Annotated in this window: 16 protein-coding genes; 4 read left to right on the plus strand and 12 right to left on the minus strand. The window is 62.4% G+C overall.

Annotated features, from left to right (window positions below; genetic code table 11):
* Positions 1 to 40: 40 nt before the first annotated feature.
* The gene (locus ROSMUC_RS05355; RefSeq protein WP_342748344.1) at positions 41 to 586 is read right to left on the minus strand and encodes an NYN domain-containing protein; all 546 of its coding nucleotides are present in this window, start codon (positions 584 to 586) and stop codon (positions 41 to 43) included.
* Positions 587 to 884: 298 nt separating this feature from the next.
* On the opposite strand from ROSMUC_RS05355, the gene ROSMUC_RS05360 reads away from it, so the two are divergent.
* Genes ROSMUC_RS05360 through ROSMUC_RS05365 form a run of 3 tightly spaced genes read left to right on the plus strand, consistent with a single transcriptional unit; the run spans position 885 to position 2,222 of the window.
* Positions 885 to 1,376 carry a hypothetical protein gene (locus tag ROSMUC_RS05360; protein ID WP_146005671.1) on the plus strand — a complete coding sequence of 164 codons (492 nt, stop codon included), beginning with the start codon at positions 885 to 887 and terminating at the stop codon, positions 1,374 to 1,376.
* On the plus strand, positions 1,354 to 1,734 hold the full coding sequence (locus ROSMUC_RS20820) for a helix-turn-helix domain-containing protein (protein ID WP_146005672.1): 381 nt from the start codon (positions 1,354 to 1,356) through the stop codon (positions 1,732 to 1,734). Before ROSMUC_RS05360 ends, ROSMUC_RS20820 begins: the two co-directional genes overlap by 23 nt.
* Complete coding sequence (locus ROSMUC_RS05365; protein WP_037270361.1) at positions 1,731 to 2,222, plus strand: hypothetical protein; 492 nt, start codon at positions 1,731 to 1,733, stop codon at positions 2,220 to 2,222. Before ROSMUC_RS20820 ends, ROSMUC_RS05365 begins: the two co-directional genes overlap by 4 nt.
* 139 nt (positions 2,223 to 2,361) lie before the next feature.
* On the opposite strand, the gene hslU is transcribed toward ROSMUC_RS05365, so the two are convergent.
* Positions 2,362 to 3,669, minus strand: coding sequence for an ATP-dependent protease ATPase subunit HslU (gene hslU, locus ROSMUC_RS05370; RefSeq protein ID WP_037270363.1), 1,308 nt, complete (start codon positions 3,667 to 3,669; stop codon positions 2,362 to 2,364).
* Positions 3,666 to 4,226, minus strand: a complete 561-nt coding sequence (gene hslV / locus ROSMUC_RS05375; protein ID WP_037270365.1) for an ATP-dependent protease subunit HslV — start codon at positions 4,224 to 4,226, stop codon at positions 3,666 to 3,668. The genes hslU and hslV overlap by 4 nt, the downstream gene beginning before the upstream one ends.
* A 114-nt stretch (positions 4,227 to 4,340) precedes the next feature.
* Between hslV and ROSMUC_RS05380 the strand changes: the two genes are divergently transcribed.
* Complete coding sequence (locus tag ROSMUC_RS05380; protein ID WP_037270367.1) at positions 4,341 to 5,261, plus strand: hypothetical protein; 921 nt, start codon at positions 4,341 to 4,343, stop codon at positions 5,259 to 5,261.
* A 9-nt stretch (positions 5,262 to 5,270) separates the two neighbouring features.
* Here ROSMUC_RS05380 and ROSMUC_RS05385 read toward each other — a convergent pair whose 3' ends face one another.
* From ROSMUC_RS05385 to regB, 9 genes are all read right to left on the minus strand, one after another.
* Entirely contained in the window at positions 5,271 to 6,419 is a 1,149-nt protein-coding gene (locus ROSMUC_RS05385; protein WP_037270369.1) for an amidohydrolase, read from the minus strand.
* A 78-nt stretch (positions 6,420 to 6,497) separates the two neighbouring features.
* A complete protein-coding gene (trxA, locus tag ROSMUC_RS05390; protein WP_008279716.1) occupies positions 6,498 to 6,818 on the minus strand; it encodes a thioredoxin in 321 nt (106 codons plus the stop codon).
* Between the two features lie 59 nt (positions 6,819 to 6,877).
* Positions 6,878 to 10,249 (minus strand): double-strand break repair helicase AddA, encoded by a 3,372-nt coding sequence (addA, locus tag ROSMUC_RS05395; RefSeq protein WP_037270371.1) that lies wholly within the window; start codon positions 10,247 to 10,249, stop codon positions 6,878 to 6,880.
* Entirely contained in the window at positions 10,246 to 13,185 is a 2,940-nt protein-coding gene (gene addB / locus ROSMUC_RS05400) for a double-strand break repair protein AddB (protein ID WP_037270373.1), read from the minus strand. The genes addA and addB overlap by 4 nt, the downstream gene beginning before the upstream one ends.
* The gene (locus tag ROSMUC_RS05405; RefSeq protein ID WP_037270375.1) at positions 13,178 to 13,861 is read right to left on the minus strand and encodes a nucleotidyltransferase family protein; all 684 of its coding nucleotides are present in this window, start codon (positions 13,859 to 13,861) and stop codon (positions 13,178 to 13,180) included. The genes addB and ROSMUC_RS05405 overlap by 8 nt, the downstream gene beginning before the upstream one ends.
* Complete coding sequence (locus tag ROSMUC_RS05410; RefSeq protein WP_037270377.1) at positions 13,858 to 14,871, minus strand: aminoglycoside phosphotransferase family protein; 1,014 nt, start codon at positions 14,869 to 14,871, stop codon at positions 13,858 to 13,860. Before ROSMUC_RS05410 ends, ROSMUC_RS05405 begins: the two co-directional genes overlap by 4 nt.
* Positions 14,864 to 15,349, minus strand: coding sequence for a tRNA (adenosine(37)-N6)-threonylcarbamoyltransferase complex ATPase subunit type 1 TsaE (gene tsaE / locus ROSMUC_RS05415; RefSeq protein ID WP_037270379.1), 486 nt, complete (start codon positions 15,347 to 15,349; stop codon positions 14,864 to 14,866). Before tsaE ends, ROSMUC_RS05410 begins: the two co-directional genes overlap by 8 nt.
* Positions 15,350 to 15,389: 40 nt before the next feature.
* The gene (locus tag ROSMUC_RS05420) at positions 15,390 to 16,895 is read right to left on the minus strand and encodes a PAS-domain containing protein (RefSeq protein ID WP_245875117.1); all 1,506 of its coding nucleotides are present in this window, start codon (positions 16,893 to 16,895) and stop codon (positions 15,390 to 15,392) included.
* Between the two features lie 85 nt (positions 16,896 to 16,980).
* On the minus strand, positions 16,981 to 18,369 hold the full coding sequence (gene regB / locus ROSMUC_RS05425) for a sensor histidine kinase RegB (protein ID WP_037270462.1): 1,389 nt from the start codon (positions 18,367 to 18,369) through the stop codon (positions 16,981 to 16,983).
* Positions 18,370 to 18,434: the final 65 nt, after the last annotated feature.

Consider the following 18,434-nt stretch of genomic DNA (forward strand, 5'->3'; position numbering starts at 1 on the left):
CTGAAAACAGAGGGAAATCCGCGTCGGTATCGTGTCGGTATTACGTCGGTATATCCATGCCTTCGAACCAGAGCGCCCCGTCGCGATAGCCCCCCCGGATCAGACGCCCCGACTGTTTGACTTCGGGATAGTCAGCGGCCCAATCGCGGTAGCGGTCATTGGTGACGATGGGCGCGCCCACGTCGCGCGCGACAGTCAGAAGGTAGCGATCGGCAACGGTGCCCTTGGGCACGACCATCACCCAATCCTCGGCCAGCCCCAGATAGCCAGCCATGGCATCATCATGTTTGTATTTTCCGGTCAGCAGATAGCCCGCATTGGCATCAAACACGACCCCCGGCGCAAAGCCGATGCGACGCAGCTGCCCGATGACCTCGCGCAGCGTTTCGATCCTCGGGGTGTTGTCGCGCCAATACATGACGTTGGAGCCATCGATCAGGATGCGGTTCGGCTCTGGCACAGGTTCGGGCGCGGCCGGGGCCGTGATCCGCAGAAAAAGGGCGCGCCAAAGCAGGATCAACGCCGCGATGGTGCAAGGCCCCGCCAGCAGGATCAGATCGCCATAGCCGGGCAGCAGAAGTGCCACGGCAGCGCCAATGAGGGAAAGGGCAACGAGGAGAACCGGGACAACCATGAGAGGTGTTTAGCGCGGGGGATGCGGAGGGGGAAGTGGGGGAGTTGGGGTGCTATTCGAGAGGGCTTCACCGGGAAAGCGGAGATTGGGGGAGGGAATGGTTGGAGAGGGGATTACCGGGATTTTGATGATGACGGCTGTAAACAGCACTACCCACACCACTCTTGCTTGGGGCGGACTTATTGCCACGGCTTCAACCTCAGGGTAGCGTACGCAGGCTTTACCTTGCAGAATGAGTGTGTTGATATATATGGCAACGCTGACTGAGCTTTGTGATTCGGGTGCTCTAGATACCATTGATCCGTTGGAGCCTGACGAGCTACCGTGGAGAACGCTATATGGGACTATGGAATTTCTTACATGGCTTGATCAGGTTTTGCCGAATTTGGAGCACAACCCAATGTATGCGAAGCTCACGCCACTTGAGCAGGTTTCTGCGTTGTTCGCAGAATACGTGTCTGGCGATGATTTTTTCTCCGACCGTCGGTTCAAGAAACTTAGCTGGACGCCAGATAGATACGTTTGGGAACTCAAGACAGATGATGTCCGTATCTTTGGTTGGGCACCCAAAAAAGATGCGTTCATTTGTTGTTTTGGCGATGCCAAGGATAGAATAGTGATCGAGAACAGTTATGGGCGTTACATAGCGCAGACAGTTTATGTGCGTGATCACATTGAACTAAATGAGCCGAAATGCTTGACGGGAGGGAGCTACAAAGATGTCATATCAAATAAAAATTGATCCGAAGTCACGGAAGGCGGCTCGCTTTATTTCGCTTCTTCAGAAGAAGGTTCAGAAAGCCTTCGTCGCGACGGGCAAAACCCAGCAAGAAGTCGCGACGATCCTGGGAGTTGATCGTTCTGTTATTAATAGGCGATTGACTGGTAGTGCTAATCTTACGGCTCGGTCCATTGCCGAATTTGCGTACGCGTTCGACAAAGACATTTACATTGAGTTTGTTGATCGTCCTCGCGTCGGCCCGTCCAACGTTACAAGGTCTGCCGACCACGTACTTAGATTGCCGGAGCAATATAGGGTTCATACCAGCGGGACAATTAGCCCTGTATCGGAATTTAATCTTGAAAAGATCGCTTCATGACGGACCACGCCTATGGAATCACGATGTTTTGTGATGACATTAGACATGAAGTTAATGGGAAGTTAACTTTAGTCGGCTGTTATTCTTCAGAACTAAACTTCACCGGCCCGCCTCCGGGAGTGTTGCCGACTTTTGCTGCGCTAGTACATCTTCGGTTCCCTCAGGAAACCACGTTCGAGACGTTGGATCTAAGCGTCATAAAAGTTGAAGAAGAAGAAACATTGCAGATATTTTCGTCACAGACAAAAGTCTCCCAAGACGCATTCCTCGATAAATCTGACGCTAAAGAGGATAATCAAAGTGACAAGATATTATCCGTCGTCGTGCCAATACAGTGGGCAGCCCTAGTGTTTTCAGGTCCCGCGTTACTCAGAGTGCGTGCGAAGTTGGACTCCGGCGTGGAAGTGCGCGCAGGATCACTTGTCATCAACTTTCCGACAGAAAACAGCGAAGAGCAGCTGACTTCTCCTAAAACAGCGTCCACCTAACATTCTCGAACACACCTCGCCACGCCTGATTCGGCAGACTGCGTTTGTGGCTCTCTGAACGTGCTACAGGCTGAGCCGACAAATGAATGCCGTCTTTGGAACTGCGCGGGCCTTGTGTCCGAGATAACAACACCCCCCCCTACAAAACATACCTCGACAAATCCGCGGACCGCATCAATTCCCCCAAATTCGCCTCAACGAAGCCTGCATCGACCGTCACCGTCTCACCCGCGCGGTCGGGGGCGGTGAAGGAGAGTTCCTCGAACACCCGCTCCATGACGGTGTAGAGCCGCCGCGCGCCGATGTTTTCGACCGATTGATTGACCTCTGCCGCGATATGGGCGAGGGCGGCGATGCCATCCTCAGTAAATCTGACCGTCACCTCTTCGGTGCCCATGAGGGCGGTGTATTGCAGGGTGAGGGCGTTGTCGGTCTCGGTCAGGATGCGGACGAAATCACCTTCGGTCAGCGCGCGCAGTTCGACCCGGATGGGCAGGCGGCCTTGCAATTCGGGCAGAAGATCCGAGGGTTTGGCGATGTGAAACGCCCCCGAGGCGATGAAGAGGATATGGTCGGTCTTGACCGGGCCGTATTTGGTGCTGACGGTCGTGCCCTCGATCAGCGGCAGCAGGTCACGCTGCACGCCTTCGCGGCTGACATCGGCACCGCGCGCGTCCGAACGGGCGCAGACCTTGTCGATCTCGTCGAGGAAAACGATGCCGTTCTGTTCGACCGCCTCGAGCGCGGTGCGGTGGACGGTTTCGTCATCAAGGAGCTTGTCGGCCTCTTCGCCAATCAGAAGCGCATAGCTGTCGGCGACGCTGACACGCTTGGTCGTGGTGCGCTGGCCGAACGCCTTGCCGAAGAGGTCGCCAAGGTTCATCATCCCCATCTGGCCGCTGGGCTGGCCGGGAATATCCATCATGCCCATGGGGTTGGAGGTATCGGCCACCTCAATGTCGATCATGGTATCGTTCAGGAGGCCATCGCGCAGCTTCTTGCGGAACATGTCGCGGGTGGCCGGGCGGGCATCCTCGCCCGCGATGGCGGTGATCACGCGTTCCTCAGCGGCCTGTTCGGCGCGGGTCTTGACGTCTTCGCGCATCCAGTCGCGGGTCTGGGCGATGGCGCTGTCCAGAAGATCGCGGATGATCTGTTCGACATCGCGGCCGACATAGCCCACCTCGGTGAATTTGGTCGCCTCGACCTTGATGAACGGGGCGCGGGCGAGTTTGGCAAGGCGTCTGCTGATCTCGGTCTTGCCGACGCCGGTAGGCCCGATCATCAGGATGTTCTTGGGGTAAACCTCGTCGCGCAGGTCAGGGCCAAGCTGTTTGCGCCGCCAGCGGTTGCGCAGGGCGACGGCGACGGCGCGCTTGGCGTCGCGCTGGCCGATGATGTAGCGGTCAAGCTCCGAGACGATCTCGCGCGGGGTCAGGTCGGTCATTTGGAAATCCTTTCCACCGTCAGCTTGCCATTGGTGTAGACACAGATATCGGCAGCGATGGCCATGGCACGGCGGGCGATATCCTCGGCACTCAGGTCGGGGTTCTCGGCAAGGCCACGCGCCGCGGCAAGCGCATAGTTGCCGCCCGAGCCGATAGCGGCCACGTCATGCTCGGGCTCGAGCACGTCGCCTGCGCCGGTGATGACATAGAGCTGATCGCCATCGGTGACGATCAGCATCGCCTCGAGCTTTTGCAGGTATTTGTCGGTGCGCCAATCCTTGGCCAATTCCACGCAGGCGCGTTGCAATTGGCCCGGCGTCGCCTCGAGCTTGGTTTCCAGCCGTTCGAGCAGCGTAAAGGCATCCGCGGTGGACCCGGCAAAGCCCGCCACAACCGGATGACCGCCGGGCGAGAGGCGGCGCACTTTGCGGGCGGTGCCCTTGATCACGGTCTGGCCAAGGCTGACCTGACCATCCCCTGCAACGACAACCTCGCCGCCCCTGCGCACGCCAATGATCGTGGTGCCGTGCCAACCGGGAAACTTGCTCTCGGACATATGATATTCCTTCCGTTTCGCGGCCCTATATGACTGTCGCGCCCAATGTTTACAACCTTTGCCCCGCTTTCAAGCCGCTTGAGCAAAGGAGTCTTGTGGATTAGGTCTTAAGCCATGATGCAGGGGCACCGCGCGCGGTTGTATTTTCCAAATCCGATGGACAAGCGCGCGAGAGCGGGTGACCATAATTTCGTGAACAAGCTGCAAAAGGCGCTGGCGCTGTCGGGGTGGACCCTGGATATTTGCACGGCTGGCCCGGTGGACACTTTGGCCGCCGCGGACGCAGACGACTATGCCCTCTTCTTGATGCAGGAACCGGCGCATGCCAAGGGGCTCAGCCTGCGGGTTGCCTATATCATGCCATTCTGGAGGATCGAGCGAACGGCAGAGCGATGGAATTTCGATGTCGCCCATGCGGCGTTTGATCCCAGCCGGATTGATCCGGTCGAAGCCACGCGTTTTGCCAAATATTGGGCCAAGCGGAAGTTTGACTTAAACCCCGACGACAGCCGTCGCGACGGGACAATTTATGTGGCGCTGCAGGGGCATATCGGCGAGCGGCGCTCGTTTCAGGTTATGTCGCCGCTCAAGATGCTGCGCGAAACGCTGCGCCGGGCAGACGGCAGGCGGGTGATCGCAGGGCTGCATCCCAAGGAGCACTATTCGGACGCAGACATGCGGAAGCTGGAGGAGTTGCGCCGCGCCCATCCGCTGTTGGATGTGACCACAGGCGGGATGGAGGCACATCTGCGCAGCTGTGATTTCGTGGTGACAGAGAATTCATCGGTCGCGTTGATGGCGATGTTTTTCCGCAAGCCTGCAATTGTTTTTGCCAAGATAGATTTTCATCACGTCACGCTGAACGTGGCCGGGATTGGCGTGGACAGGGCCTTTGATCTGGTTGCGGGGCACGCCCCGGATTGGGACAAATACCTGCTCTGGTTTCTCAAGCTGAAGTCCATAAATGCCGGTGCGCCAGAGGCATCGGACCAGATCGCCGCCCGGCTGAGAGCGCTCGGCTGGCCATTGGAGTAAAGGCCAGGTTCACCCCAGCATGTCGCGGGCGACCTGATGAAAGATCCGCGCACCGATGGGGATGAGATCATCGGGGAAATCGTAATCGGGATTGTGCAGCGCGGCATGTGCGGTGCCCGCGCCAAGGAACAGCATCGCCGCCTTGGCGCGTTGACCAAAGCGGCCAAAATCCTCGGAGGCGCGCATCGGCAGACCGCGCGCGTTATGGGGCACATGCAGCGCATCGAGCGCGCGGCGCAAGATCAGGGTTGCCTCGGGGTGGTTTTCGCAATGGGCGAAAATGTCGTGATAGCTGATCTCGGTCGTCAGCCCCTGCGCCGTGGCGGTATCCATCACCAGCGTTGTCGCGGCATCGCAGAGCGCCTGCATGCCGCCGTCGGTCAGCGTGCGTAACGTGACGTAGAGCGTCGCATCGCCCGGCGCGATGCCAAAGGCGGGGGCACCCATCTGGACATGCGTCACCGTGGCCAGCGTGAAATCGGTGTCTTGGGGCGTGCCGTGGCTGAGGGCCGTGAGTGCGGGCATGAGATGCGCCAACGTGTGCATCGGAGAGCGGCCATTTTCCGGCTCTGACGCATGGGCGGATTTGCCGGTCAAGGTGACGGCCATGCCGCGCGAGGCGCAATTGACCGGGCCGGGAATAAGGCCCACATGACCGAGTGGCAGACCGGGCATATTGTGCAGAGCAAAGGCATAATCGGGTGAAATAGTCTCGAAATCCGGATTTCTCAACACCGCCTCTGCGCCTGCGCCGGTTTCCTCGGCGGGTTGAAAGAGCAGCACGACGCGACCCCGCGCAGGACGCTGACGCGACAAGAGACGCGCGAGCGCCAGAAGCACCGTCATATGCCCGTCATGGCCACAGAGATGCCCCGTGCCCGGCACGGTCGAGCGGTGGGGCAGATCGCCCTGTTCGGTGATCGGCAGCGCGTCGAGTTCGCAACGAAAGAGGATCGTTGGGCCATAGTCTTGACCCTGATAGACCGCCGCCACGCCATGCCCGCCGAGCCCGGTCAAGAGCCGGTCGGGTGAGTGCCCCAAGAGCGCGTCGGTGATGCGCCCGGCGGTGCCCTGCTCTTGGCCCGACACCTCAGGGTGTTGGTGCAACAGGCGGCGCAGGGCGGTCAGCTCTGTGATATCGGCATTGGTCAGGGTCATGGGACAATCATGCAAGTTTTGCGGGCAAAGAAAAAGGGCCGCGACAGGCGCGACCCTTACACGACGTAGCTGGTCGTCTCAGATGCTGTCTTCGATCCAGCTCTGCAGGGCCGCCTTGGGGGCAGCACCGGCGCGGTTCGACACAACCTGCCCATCCTTGAAGATGAAGAGCGCCGGGATGCCGCGCACGCCCATGGCGACGGCGGAATTGGGATTGCTGTCCACATCGACCTTGACGATTTTGACGCGGCCGGACATCTCGGACGACAGCTCTTCCAGAACCGGGCCGATCTGTTTGCAGGGGCCGCACCATTCGGCCCAGAAATCGACCACGACGGGAATGTCGGAATTCTTGACTTCGGCGTCGAATGTGGCGTCGGTGACGGCAACGGTGGCCATGATATGTCTCCTAGTGGTCAGGGTTTCGGTCGTGAACCTATGGAGCCGGGCGCGGCACGTCAAGCGATGGTGGTGGATTCCAGCGCCCTGGTCACAAGATCGTGGGGTAAGGGCATGAGCGTCGCGGTGCGGGTCCAGAGGATCGCGGTTTCGATGCGATGATCCGGGTAAAGCTGTGCGAGCGCATGGGCATAGGCCCCCATCTGCCGGAGGAGCGCATCGGGGCAATCGGTCACGGTGTCAGGCACCAGCGCATTGGTCTTGAAGTCCACCGCGAAGATACGGGTATCTTCGATGATCAGGCGGTCAATAACACCATGGATGCGCCGCCCCTGAAGCGGTGCGAGATTGGCGGTGATCGGCACCTCCGTCAGGGCTGTGGGGGTGAAGAGCGACGACAGGCTGGACCGGGTCAGAACCTTGTCCGCTTCTGCAAGAAGGAGTGAGAGTTCTTCACCCGAGGCGGCATCACTGCCGTTGGAGAGGAGGCGCGCGGCGGTGGCGGGCCAGTCAGCGGCAGGCACGGTGGGCAGGAACTCAAGCAGGCGGTGGATCTGGCGACCGCGCCGTTTGGCGGCCTCTTCATCCAGCCCGCGCTCGCCGGGCAACGCCTTGGCCCCGCCCAAATCCGAGGGGCTGAGCGTTTTGATGCGTGCAGGGAGCGGGGCGGGGCGCTCAAAGAGCGGATCAAGGGTGATTGTCTGAGGCGGCGCAGCGGGTGTGGATTCAGTCTCTCTTTCGGCCCAAAGACCATGATCGAGACGCAAACCGGGACCATGGGCAAAGCTGTGAGGTTGCGCGCCCGCTGCCAGCATCCCGCGCTGCACCTTGTCATACCAGGTGTCGCCCTGCTTGCCCAAATCGCCATGGGCGGCGATGATCAACCACGTCTCGGCCCGGGTCATGGCAACATAGAGCAGGCGGTCACGTTCAGCCAGCAGCGCGCGCCGTTCGGCATCGATCGCGTCGGCTAGCGTCGGTGGCATATCATCGGCACGCCCGGTCCAGAGGGCATGCCCCGCTTGCGTCACGATCTGCGGCACGTTGGGACTGCGCCAGGCGCCACATTCGGGCAGGATCACGACGGGTGCCTCAAGCCCCTTGGCCCCGTGCACGGTCATCACACGGATGCGGTTGCCGGCGCTGTCGAGTTGGCGCTTGATCTCGAGGTCGTCGGTCTCCATCCAGACGAGAAAGCCAGTGAGGCTATCGACCGCGCGGCGTTCATAGGCCATTGCCTGGGCCAGCAGCGCGTCGATGCCGTCCTCGGCCTCGGTCCCCAGACGGGCCAGCAGGCGGCGGCGGCCATCATGGCGGGTCAGGATACGCTCGATCAGGTCATAGGGACGCAGGAAATCGGCATTGTCGAGCAGGTCGCGCAGGATTGCCATGGTGTCAGGGTGGTCGGCGGCGCGAGCGCGCAACTCCTCCCAGAGGTAGGGGTGGTCGCGCCCTTGGGCGAGGTCGTAAAGCTGCGCCTCGGACCAACCGAACAGCGGTGAGCGCAGGGCGGTGGCGAGCGCCAGACTATCTTCGGGCGTGGCGAGAAAGGACAAGAGTGCCTCGAGATCGCGCACGGCAAGCTCTGCCCCGACCTTGAGCCGGTCGGCCCCGGCGATGGGCAGGCCCTGTGCCTTGCATTCGCGGATGATCTCGTGAAAGAGCGCGGAACGACGGCGCACGAGAATGAGGAAATCACCCGGTTGCACGGCGCGAAAGCCGCTGGACGATTTCGGGTCGGGGATCGCCTGTCGCGCGGCGATCATGTCGCGCATGGCGGCCGCCACCTGCCGCGCCAATAGGATGGCGGGATCATTGGAGGCGCGGATGTCCACCGGCATGTGCCAGGGGGGTGTTTCCTCTTCCTCCGGCTTTGCGACAACCGGCCAAAGATCGACGCGGCCAGGGAGCGTGTCGAAAAAGGCTTTGTGACCCTCTTCCGGTGTAAAGCCGCTCTCGCTGCTCTGGTCAAAGCAGCAATCGACGGTGGTCAGGATCGCCCGCGACGAGCGAAAGGAATAGGCCAGAACGCGCGATTGCAAGGGACGGTTGGTAGCCCCCAAACGCATGCCGAATTCCTGCTGCATGCGGTCGAATTCACGCGGATCGGCCCCCTGAAAAGAATAGATCGACTGTTTCTTGTCGCCCACGACAAAGATGGTGCGGGCCACATCGGCGCGCGCCCCCTCGCCGCTGGTGAATTCCTGCGCCAGACGCTCGATCACTTGCCATTGCACCGGGCTGGTATCCTGCGCCTCGTCCACGAGAATATGGTCGATGCCGCCATCTAGACGGTAGAGGACCCACGCGGCGACCGCCGGGTCAGTCAAGAGATCACGGGCGCGCAAGATCAGGTCGTCGAAGTCGAGCAGGCCGCGCAACTGCTTGGCGCGTTCATAGGCAGGCAGAAAGGCACGGGCGAAGTCATGCAAGGCGCGGGTCTTCTGCATGGCGAGGAGAGCAAGGCGCGCGGGGCGCGTATCCTCGACGCGCAGCATCCATTGCTCGATCTGCGGCATGACATGGGCGAGGGCGTCCCGAGTGGCTTTGGTTGGGAAAGTGCCTAACTTGGCGGAAAAGGGCGATTTGGTGCCCTTCCCGGTGAGAAAAACATCCTCCAAAAGCGGCAGTGCGCCGATGTCGAGCACGCCGACCCGCGCCAGCTTGGCGGCGGCCTTGACGTCATTGGCGGATCCGGCCTGAAGTGCAGGCAGGAGGTGATCAAAAAGCACCATTTCATTGCCCAGAAACACCCGTTCACGGATCATTTCAGGGGTGAGACCCTCGGGCTGATCGAAGAGTGCGGCGAGGTCCGCGTTGCTCAGCGGTTTCGAAAATCCGGTGCGGTGGCGCACGATCTCGGCTGTCAGTTTTTCCAGAGTTTCGCCGGAATAGTGTCTGGCGAGCGCATAAAACGTGGATGCGTACGGCCCGCCGGCCAATTCTTCGACAATCTCGGCGCGCAGGAGGGTGGCGGTGCGATCCTCCATCTCGGTGAATTGTGGCGTGACGCCCGCCTCGAGCGGAAAGCGGCGCAGGAGCGAGGCGCAAAAAGAGTGGATCGTCTGGATTTTGAGCCCACCCGGCGTCTCGATCGCGCGCGCAAAGAGGCGGCGAGCCTCACACAATGTTTGATCGGTGATCGCGCCCTCATGACCCAAAAGGCCCAATTCCTGCTTGAGATCGGCATCGGCCAGCATCGCCCAAGCGCCCAGGCGGCGAAAGAGGCGGTTTTGCATCTCGCTCGCGGCGGCCTTGGTATAGGTGAGGCAGAGGATGTGCTGCGGATCGACCCCGTCGAGCAAGAGCCGGGCCACGCGGTCGGTCAGAACGCGCGTCTTGCCCGACCCTGCATTGGCAGAGAGCCATGTCGAAAGGTCGGGGCGCGCGGCCTCGACTTGGGCTTGGGTGGCGGCGTCACGGGCGGTCATTGGCCCACCTTGGTCACTTGGGGTGGATCGGTCAGATCCCATTCACCATAACGGGCGAGTTGGTCGTAATCGCCGTCCTCATCGGCATTGCGCGGCGCACGACGGGACGTATAGCCCATATCAGGGTCTGAATAGGCTGAAATCAGCGCGTGAAACTCGGACCAGATTTTCTCGGGTGGCTCTGCGTCGAGCGGCGCGTCGAGTTCTTTGGGGGGGCTGCCCAACCCGATGAACATCGCGCGGGCCACGCGGCTTGGCCCCATATCGGCAAAACCCGCACGCGTGGCAATCGCGGCCTCAAGCAGCAATTGCTTGTCAAAACTGGTTTGTTCCTTGGCGGAGGGCGGCGCGCCGGTCTTGTAATCATAGATATGAACCTGCCCCAGATCATCGAGATCGAGCCGGTCGGCCTTGGCCGAGAGGGTAAAGCCCAGATCGGGCAGGGTGGCGCGGCCCTTGGCTTCGAACGCGACGGGATGCGCGCGGGCGCGGCGGGCAAACTCCGTCTCGATGAACCAGTCCGCCACCCGTTCCAGCCGCGCCAACCAGAGCGCGCGCGCCTCGGCCCAAGGTACGTTTTCGGCCAGAACAGTCTCTGCATGGTGCATCAGGGTGGCGTGATTGCACCGTGCCGGATGCTCTAGCGTTTCGCGAATGAAGCCTTCGAGGATTTCGTGCAGCACCGTGCCGCGCAAGAGCGCATCTGGCGTACGCATCAACGGATCGAGCCTGCGCAGGTTGAGGATATGGCGAGCATATATGGCGTAGGGATCACGGATCAGACGCTTGATCTCGGTCACGCTCAGGTGATCGGGGCGCACGGCGGCGGGAGGTGCGGGTGCCGGACGCGCGGCGCGCGGCACCTCACCGGGTTCCTCAAGGGCCGTAGCGCGGTCGAGCCAGAGGCGACCACGCGCGCACATAGCGTCAATCGCCGCCTGCCCGCCCTGATCCGGCAGGCCAGAGAGCAGGTTCAGGATACGGTTGAGCCAGCGCGAAACCACGGTTTCGGCATCCGCAGACCGCACGGACCGGGTGAGCCAGACCTCGGGCGCGGCAATCGCCTGTTGAAAATCATGCGCCGAGAGGCCGATGCGCCGCTCTGGCAGCAAGAGACCCACCTGATGACGCAGGGCGCGATTGAGCCATGGGTCAGGCTTGGGGGATTCTGGCCAACTCCCCTCATTCAGCCCGGCAAGGATCAAGAGATCGGCCCCCTGCACGCGCGCCTCTAGCGTGCCCCAGATCAGGATATGGGGATGCGGATCGACCGGGTTACGCACCTCGCGTGCGCTCAGGATCTTGTGAAACAGGCTGGAATAGTCACTGGCGCTGAGGGCCCCGGCATGATGTGCCTCGGTCCGAAGTTCGATCACGGCTTTTTGCGCCTCTTGTCCGGCATCCTTGAGCCAGAGGGTCCCGGAGCCTGTACCGTGGCAGCCTTGGGCGATTCTCTCGGCCAGTTCGAGATGCGCTGCGACGCTTTTTTCAAGGGGCATTTCGCCGGAATAGTCTCTGTTCACAAAGCAAGCGCAGAGCCAGTTCACCCAGTCAGGGGCAAGCGCATCCTTTTGCGCAGCACCCCAAGCGCGCAGGCTGTCTTCGGTCGGATAGGGCGGACCGTGGCGGCGCAGGTGCAATTCCAGCTCGCGCGTGAGGCGCAGATGTGGGCCACGCTCCGCCCCCTGATGTGCCAGAGGATGTTTGAGCAGGGTCAAGAGGGATTCAGCGCTGAGCCGATTGCGGAAGAGATCGGCGACATGGCGCAGAAAGCGCCCCGGCGGCGACAAGTGCAGCGGCAGACCCGCGCTGTCATCGGGCAGAATATCCCAGCGGTCGAGCGCGGCGGTCACTTGACGGGTAAGGGTCCGGTCCGGGGTGATGAGGGCGGCGGTGCGCCCGTCCTCGGCCGCTTGACGCAGGCGCATGGCGATGGCCAGTGCCTCTTGTCGCTGCGATTGGGCCTCGACCAGGGTCACATCGGCCATAGCCCCGGCAATGTCCGCCAGATGCGGGCCGTCGCGCAGCCACTGATCGGTCACAGGCGCGGGGCGCAGGGCGAGCGACACCAGCGCATTGCGTGCCGGATGGGTGGCGGGCATGTCGGACCACGGGCGGACGTCCGCAGGCGTGATCCCGGCCCCCGCTGCCACACGGCAAAAACGGTATTGCGGGTGATCCTCGGACAGCATGGCGTCGCCCAACGCCTCCCAGACCGCGCCGGGCATGTCGAAATCAAAGCCGGGCAGTACCACCGCACCTTGCGGCAGGCGTGCAACCGCCTGCATAAGATGCTGCGTCGCGCCACGCGACCCGGTCGAGCCCGCAAGGATCACAGGGTGCGTTGGCGGGGTTTGAGCCCAGAGGGACACCAGCCGTTCGATGACAAGGCGCTGACGGGTTTCCACATCGGGGGCGGCACCGCCTGCCTCGAAATAATGGCGGACAATGCCAAGGAAGGATTTGATCCGCGCCCAATGGCCAGATTGGTCACTGACATCGAGCGCCTCGATAGCCTGTGGCACCACCCCTTCGCCGTGCATTTCATCCATCAACCCGGCAAGGCTATCGGAAAGGTCGTAAATCGCGCTGCGCGGGGCAAGATCGGGGGCATTGTCGAGAAGCGTGGTGATCAGCTGCACCAGCTCCAGCCTGCGGCGAAGAGGCGGCACCGGATCGGGGATATGGGCCAGATCCCAAAGCTCTCCGAGATCGGTCAAAAGGCTGATGCGCGGCAAGAGGCACGGCGGGCCCTGGTCGAATAGCTCGCGGATGCGGCGGGCCATGCGGCGGGTGTTAACGATGAGCTGCACGCGGGCAAGGGTTTCGGGCGGCTGGCCCAGGTGCCGCGCCCGCAAGCCGTCGACCAACGCACGGGGAAAATCCACGCCGGGGGGCAAGCCGTAGAAGCGGGGGGTGTCCGAGCGATCAAACATCGGGAGCGGCAAGCAGGGTTTCGGCCAGCGCGATTCCCTCGGGGCGGCCGACATCGCACCACTGGCCCGGGTAATCTGCGGCATAGAGCCGGCCATCGGCAAGCATCATGTCCCAGAGGCGGTTGAGGGAAAAGGCACGCTCGGGAATGGTCTGGAGCAGGTCGGGTTTCACGATCTGAAGCCCGGAATAGACAGAGCCCGCGCCGCGTGTCGCCCTACCGTCCGGGGCGATCTGAAAATCCCCGGCCCCGCTATGGCCCACGGCCTGCGCGCGCGGGACGCACAGCAAGAGCGCATCCATCTCGGCGGGGCGCCAGAGGCGTGCCAGGTGATCAAGCGGGTTTGGACCGCGCCAGACCGCATCGGTATTCATGGTAAAGACCGGGCCGGGGCCAAGCAGCGGCAAGGCTGCGCGCAGCCCGCCGCCAGTCTCAAGGATCTCGGGCGTTTCATGAGAAAGGCGGATATCGCGCCCCGCCAGATGCTGCGCCAGTTGATCGGGCAGATAATGCAGGTTGGCCACAATCGGGGCCGCGCCATGTGCGGTGACAAGATCAAGCGCATGGTCGATGAGCGGGCGACCCGCCACCTCGATCAGGGGCTTGGGCCGGGTCGCGGTCAGCGCCCCCATGCGCGTGCCGAACCCGGCGGCAAATAGCATCAAGGGCAGGTTCATCGGGCACATTGCGCGCGCAGGCGCTCTCTGATGGCGGATGTCGGCGCGGGCAGGGCAGCGCGCAAGAGATCGGCCACCGGCGACAGGGTCGGATGGTCGAGATCCCGTTGCAGATGGTCCCAGACGCGTGGAATGAGGTCGATATAATGCCCTTTGCCATCGCGTAGGCAAAGGCGGGCAAAGACACCCAGAATGCGCAGGTTGCGTTGCGCGCCAAGGCAGTGATAGGCCCCCTCGAATAGGGTCTGTTCCGTGGCGGTCGCAGCACAATAGCGGGCGATCATCGCGGCCTCGACAGCTTGGGGCACATCGCGGCGGGCGTCTTGCAGCACCGAAACCAGATCATACGCGCGGTGCCCGGTCATTGCGTCCTGAAAATCGAGCAGGCCGACGCGGGCCGCGCCAATGCGTCCCGGCAGCCAGAGCAGGTTTTCGGCATGATAGTCGCGCAGGACGATCACATCGGTGGTCGCGGCGCGCTGACGCAAGAGCCGCTGCAGCGCGGCGAGCACCTCGGCGCGCTGCGGACTGTTATCCCCGGTAGCGCCAGTAAGATACCAGTCAAAGGCCAAGGCCGCCATGTCGGTCATGGTCTCCGGCCCATAGGGTTTGAGGCCCTCGGGCGGCGGCGCGCGGTGCAAGTCGATCAGAACGTCGGTGGCCGCAGCATAAAGCTGATCCTCCATTTGAGGGGCAACGGGGATCACACGGGCAAAGAGCGCATCACCCAAGTCTTCGAGAATGAGAAAGCCGCGCGACTCGTCCTGTGCCAGAATCTGCGGCGCGCTGAGGCCAAGACCGGTCAGGTAGCGGGCGATATGCAGAAAGGGGCGCACATCCTCGCCGCGCTCGGGCGGGGCATCCATCAGCACGGCCGTCGTGCCGGTTGAGGGATGGGTAAGGCGCAGGTAGCGCCGGTTCGAGGCGTCCCCCGCCAGCGGGGCAATCGCCGCCCCGGCCCAATCGGTCGCGGCGATGAACTCCTGCATCAAGGCGCTCCGCTCAGTCATTCAAAACCCCCTGTAATCGCTGTGCCCACCTGTCATCCTGCCAAGTGATCCGCAAGAGGCGGCTATCCTCTGCACCGGGGTTTGACAGCGGTTCCAATTCCAGCCAGAGCGCACCGGGCGGTGTCATGTCTCCCAGCCGGTCAGGCCATTCGATCAGGCATATGGCTTCTGCAAAGGCTTCGGTCAGGCCCAATTCGACCAGTTCCATCGTATCGCCAAGGCGATAGAGATCGGCATGCCAAATCTCGGCCCCCTGCCCCTGATAGGTCTGCACCAGCGTATAGGTGGGCGAAGGCACATCCTCGGGCGCAAGAAGCAGGGATTGGATCAGGCAGCGCGCAAAATGCGTCTTGCCCGCGCCGACACCGCCCGACAGCAGGAGCGTATCGCCCGGCCGGAGCCGGTGTGCCAAGGCGTGCGCCAAGGCGCAGGTCGCATCGGGACTGGCAAGGAGGATCTGGGCGCGGGGATCGGACATGCAACGACACTACACGCGCCGCGCCTGCCCGCAACCCGTCTCAGCGCAGAGGCAAGTCCACGCGATCCGCCTCGGCTACGGTGCGATCCTTGAGACAGAGCATGGATTGGCCCTGCCCCAGCGGCACAATCCGAAGGTCGGCCCCTGCCTGCCCCCGCGACACGGCGCGATCATGGAGGGTTGCAACCAGACGTCGGGTTGCGAGGCGATCCTCGACCTCGGGCCAGAGGCCGGGATCGGGGTAGCGCGCGGCACAGGCGGCGATGACGTCATGCAGGCCCATTTCGGCAAAGCTGGTGTCCGGGTCGATGCCCAGCATTTCGCCAAAGGCACTGTTACAAAAGAGCAGGTGACCATCCTGTGCCAACACCGCGATTCCCTCTTGCAGGCGGTCGATCACGGATTGGCGCAGGTCCATCTGGAGCCGGTGACGGCGGGTGGTCGACACCTCGAGTGAGATATCCTCGAACAGAAACGCCACAGCACCATCGGGGTGGGGCCGCCCGGTGACGCGGTAGGTCTGGCCCGAAGGCAGGGTCCAAACCTCGTGATAGAGACCGCCCGCAGCACTCTTGACCATATCGGTGATCTGGCTACGCCAGCTTGCGTAATTCTTGGGTTCGGGCATCACCATCCGGTCGCGCAGGGCATCGAAAAAGCCAAAGAGGCTGGGCCGGGCGCTGAGGAACTCAGGGGGCAGACCCGTGAGATCCGTGAGCGCGGGGTTGAAGACCGCAAGCATCTTGGCCCGGTCAAAGACCACAAGGCCGGTGGTGAGGTCGGCAAAAGTCTTGCTCAACGTCTGGACAAACTCGCGTTGCAGCGTTTCGGCGCGAACAAGGCGGGTGATGTCCTGCGCGTGGTGGACACAGCCCATCGCGGTGCGGGTTACATGCAGGTCATAGACATGATCCTGCTCGCCCGCCTCGCTCGCAAGACGGAGCCGCGCGCAGGAGGTGTCGCCCACCTCCGGCGGGAAGTCGGGCCGTGCGGTCAGGTGCGGAACATGGGCGGGCGGCACTGCGCCGGCGCTGTCATTTTGCCAGAGGATGGAACCGGCGCCATCCATGATCCAGATCGGGGTGGGCGCACGCTCGGCTGCCAAAGACCGGGAGAGAAGATCGTGACGCTCGCTTGCGAGGGCGTGGCAGGCGGCTGCGTCAACGGGGGCCGTGTCACGCAGCACGGCGCGCAGGCTATCTCGCTGCCGGATGAGGGTGAGGGTCGCGCCATCCTCGGCCTGCAAGAAGATGCTCTGGCCTGCGTTCATGTCGTCGTGATGTTGCGGCAGATCGCCAAACCGAAAACCCATCCAGTGGCAAAAGCGCGACCAATCGCTGACCTCAGTCGCGGCCTCGGGCAAGGACAGGCTGGAGGCATCGTGATCGACCAGCACGCCATCGCGAAAGAGAAAGGCCACATCGCGCGGGCCCGGTACCGCTTGCGCGCGCCGGCTAAGAGGGCTGGGATGGCCCATCAGCCAGAGAATACCCAATGACAATAGAAGCGCCAAAGGCACAAGAACGGCGATATCCGAAGCAGCCATGGCAAACATCTACATCCCTCGCAGGCGGGTTCCGAGACCAAGCTTGGCGCAGAGTGGTTAAGAGGGAATTAACGCCGACCGGGGATCAGCCACGCAGAGGCTGATTGAGGCCCAAGGCAGGGGTGAGAGCCCCGGATGGGGCCTCGAGCGCGTCGCGGGGCCAGGACACCTCGACCAAGGCACCGGTACGCGCGGCACGGCTGGCCTCTTTGCGAAAGGAATCCGAGCCATTGGCAAAGGTGAGATCGGCGCCTGACCGCTCCAGCAGGGTCTTGGCGATGAAAAGACCAAGACCCATGCCCTCGTATTCCGGGCGCTGTGGATCGTTGGCGGGGGCGCGGCGGCGAATGAAGGGATCGCCGATGCGCCCCAGCATGTCGGGCGGATAGCCGCGCCCGTCATCCATGATTCGCAGAGTGATGGCATCCGCGGTCCAGCCGCTCTCGACCCAGACATTGTCACGGGCGAAATCCACGGCGTTCTGGATCAGGTTGCGCAGGCCGTGGATCACCTCGGGGCGGCGTAGCACGGTTGGTTGGCTGGTCAAATCCTCTGGCCCGTGGTCGAAATGTATGTGTTTGCCGCGCGCGATATGCGGCTCTGCCGCCTCTTCGATGAGCGCGGTGAGGGGCGCGCTGCGCAGGTGCAGGTCATCCTTGCCCACGCGTCCCATGGAACGCAGGATGTCGCGGCAGCGATCGGTTTGCTGCACGATAAGCAGAGCATCCTCGCGCAGGTCAGGGTAGTCGGCGAGTTCCTCGGCCAATTCGGCACTGGCGAGTTTGATCGTGGCCAGCGGCGTGCCCAGCTCATGCGCTGCGGCGGCAACCACGCCGCCCAGATCAGTCAGTTTCTGTTCGCGCGCCAAGGCCATTTGCGTCGCTTGCAGGGCGTCGGACATGGCGCGCATTTCCTGCACGATCCATCGCGAATAGACCCCGAGGAAAAGCACCGCGATGACAATCGCCATCCAATTGCCAAAGCGGAATACATCCGGCATCGCCAGAACGAAACCGTCCTGAAGCCGCAGTGGCAAGTAGAATTGCATCAAGAGCGTGACGATCATGATCGCCATCGCGCCGAGAAAAGCGGTGGAGCGCCCCGAGAGCGCGGAGGCCGACACCGTGACCGGCCCCACGATCAGGATCGAAAACGGATTGTGCAGCCCGCCGGTCAGATAGAGCAAGAGCCCCAGTTGCAGCATGTCGAAAAGCACGACCAGAAAGGTATCCTGTTCCGACAGGCGTTTGTTTTCGGCAAAGACAAAGGCGGCGACGAGATTGCTGGCGATCGAGACCCCGATCACCAGAAAACACAGGCCGATTTCGAGATCGAGGCCATAGACCCGCTCGGCGATGATCAAGGCGGATGCCTGCCCCACGATGGCCCACCAACGCAAAAGGACCAGCGTGCGCAGGCGAATCCAGTTGCCGCGTTGGCGAGATTTCAAGGGTTCCGGCGAGAGATCAACCATATGTGCGCCTACGTCCCATTGCACGCGAGGGGTGTGATGATACATAAGCAAAGTCGCACTCTGAC

The sequence above is a fragment of the Roseovarius mucosus DSM 17069 genome, assembly GCF_000768555.3.
GTDB lineage: Bacteria > Pseudomonadota > Alphaproteobacteria > Rhodobacterales > Rhodobacteraceae > Roseovarius > Roseovarius mucosus.

What these genes read in the sequence shown, in the direction of transcription:
- addB (WP_037270373.1), bottom strand. Translation starts at nt 13,185, where the DNA reads ATGTTTGATCGCTCGGACACCCCCCGCTTCTACGGCTTGCCCCCCGGC.
- ROSMUC_RS05410 (WP_037270377.1), bottom strand. Translation starts at nt 14,871, where the DNA reads ATGACTGAGCGGAGCGCCTTGATGCAGGAGTTCATCGCCGCGACCGAT.
- ROSMUC_RS05365 (WP_037270361.1), top strand. Translation starts at nt 1,731, where the DNA reads ATGACGGACCACGCCTATGGAATCACGATGTTTTGTGATGACATTAGA.
- ROSMUC_RS05405 (WP_037270375.1), bottom strand. Translation starts at nt 13,861, where the DNA reads ATGAACCTGCCCTTGATGCTATTTGCCGCCGGGTTCGGCACGCGCATG.
- addA (WP_037270371.1), bottom strand. Translation starts at nt 10,249, where the DNA reads ATGACCGCCCGTGACGCCGCCACCCAAGCCCAAGTCGAGGCCGCGCGC.
- regB (WP_037270462.1), bottom strand. Translation starts at nt 18,369, where the DNA reads ATGGTTGATCTCTCGCCGGAACCCTTGAAATCTCGCCAACGCGGCAAC.
- trxA (WP_008279716.1), bottom strand. Translation starts at nt 6,818, where the DNA reads ATGGCCACCGTTGCCGTCACCGACGCCACATTCGACGCCGAAGTCAAG.
- ROSMUC_RS20820 (WP_146005672.1), top strand. Translation starts at nt 1,354, where the DNA reads ATGTCATATCAAATAAAAATTGATCCGAAGTCACGGAAGGCGGCTCGC.
- ROSMUC_RS05380 (WP_037270367.1), top strand. Translation starts at nt 4,341, where the DNA reads ATGATGCAGGGGCACCGCGCGCGGTTGTATTTTCCAAATCCGATGGAC.
- ROSMUC_RS05420 (WP_245875117.1), bottom strand. Translation starts at nt 16,895, where the DNA reads ATGGCTGCTTCGGATATCGCCGTTCTTGTGCCTTTGGCGCTTCTATTG.
- tsaE (WP_037270379.1), bottom strand. Translation starts at nt 15,349, where the DNA reads ATGTCCGATCCCCGCGCCCAGATCCTCCTTGCCAGTCCCGATGCGACC.
- hslU (WP_037270363.1), bottom strand. Translation starts at nt 3,669, where the DNA reads ATGACCGACCTGACCCCGCGCGAGATCGTCTCGGAGCTTGACCGCTAC.
- ROSMUC_RS05385 (WP_037270369.1), bottom strand. Translation starts at nt 6,419, where the DNA reads ATGACCCTGACCAATGCCGATATCACAGAGCTGACCGCCCTGCGCCGC.
- ROSMUC_RS05360 (WP_146005671.1), top strand. Translation starts at nt 885, where the DNA reads ATGGCAACGCTGACTGAGCTTTGTGATTCGGGTGCTCTAGATACCATT.
- hslV (WP_037270365.1), bottom strand. Translation starts at nt 4,226, where the DNA reads ATGTCCGAGAGCAAGTTTCCCGGTTGGCACGGCACCACGATCATTGGC.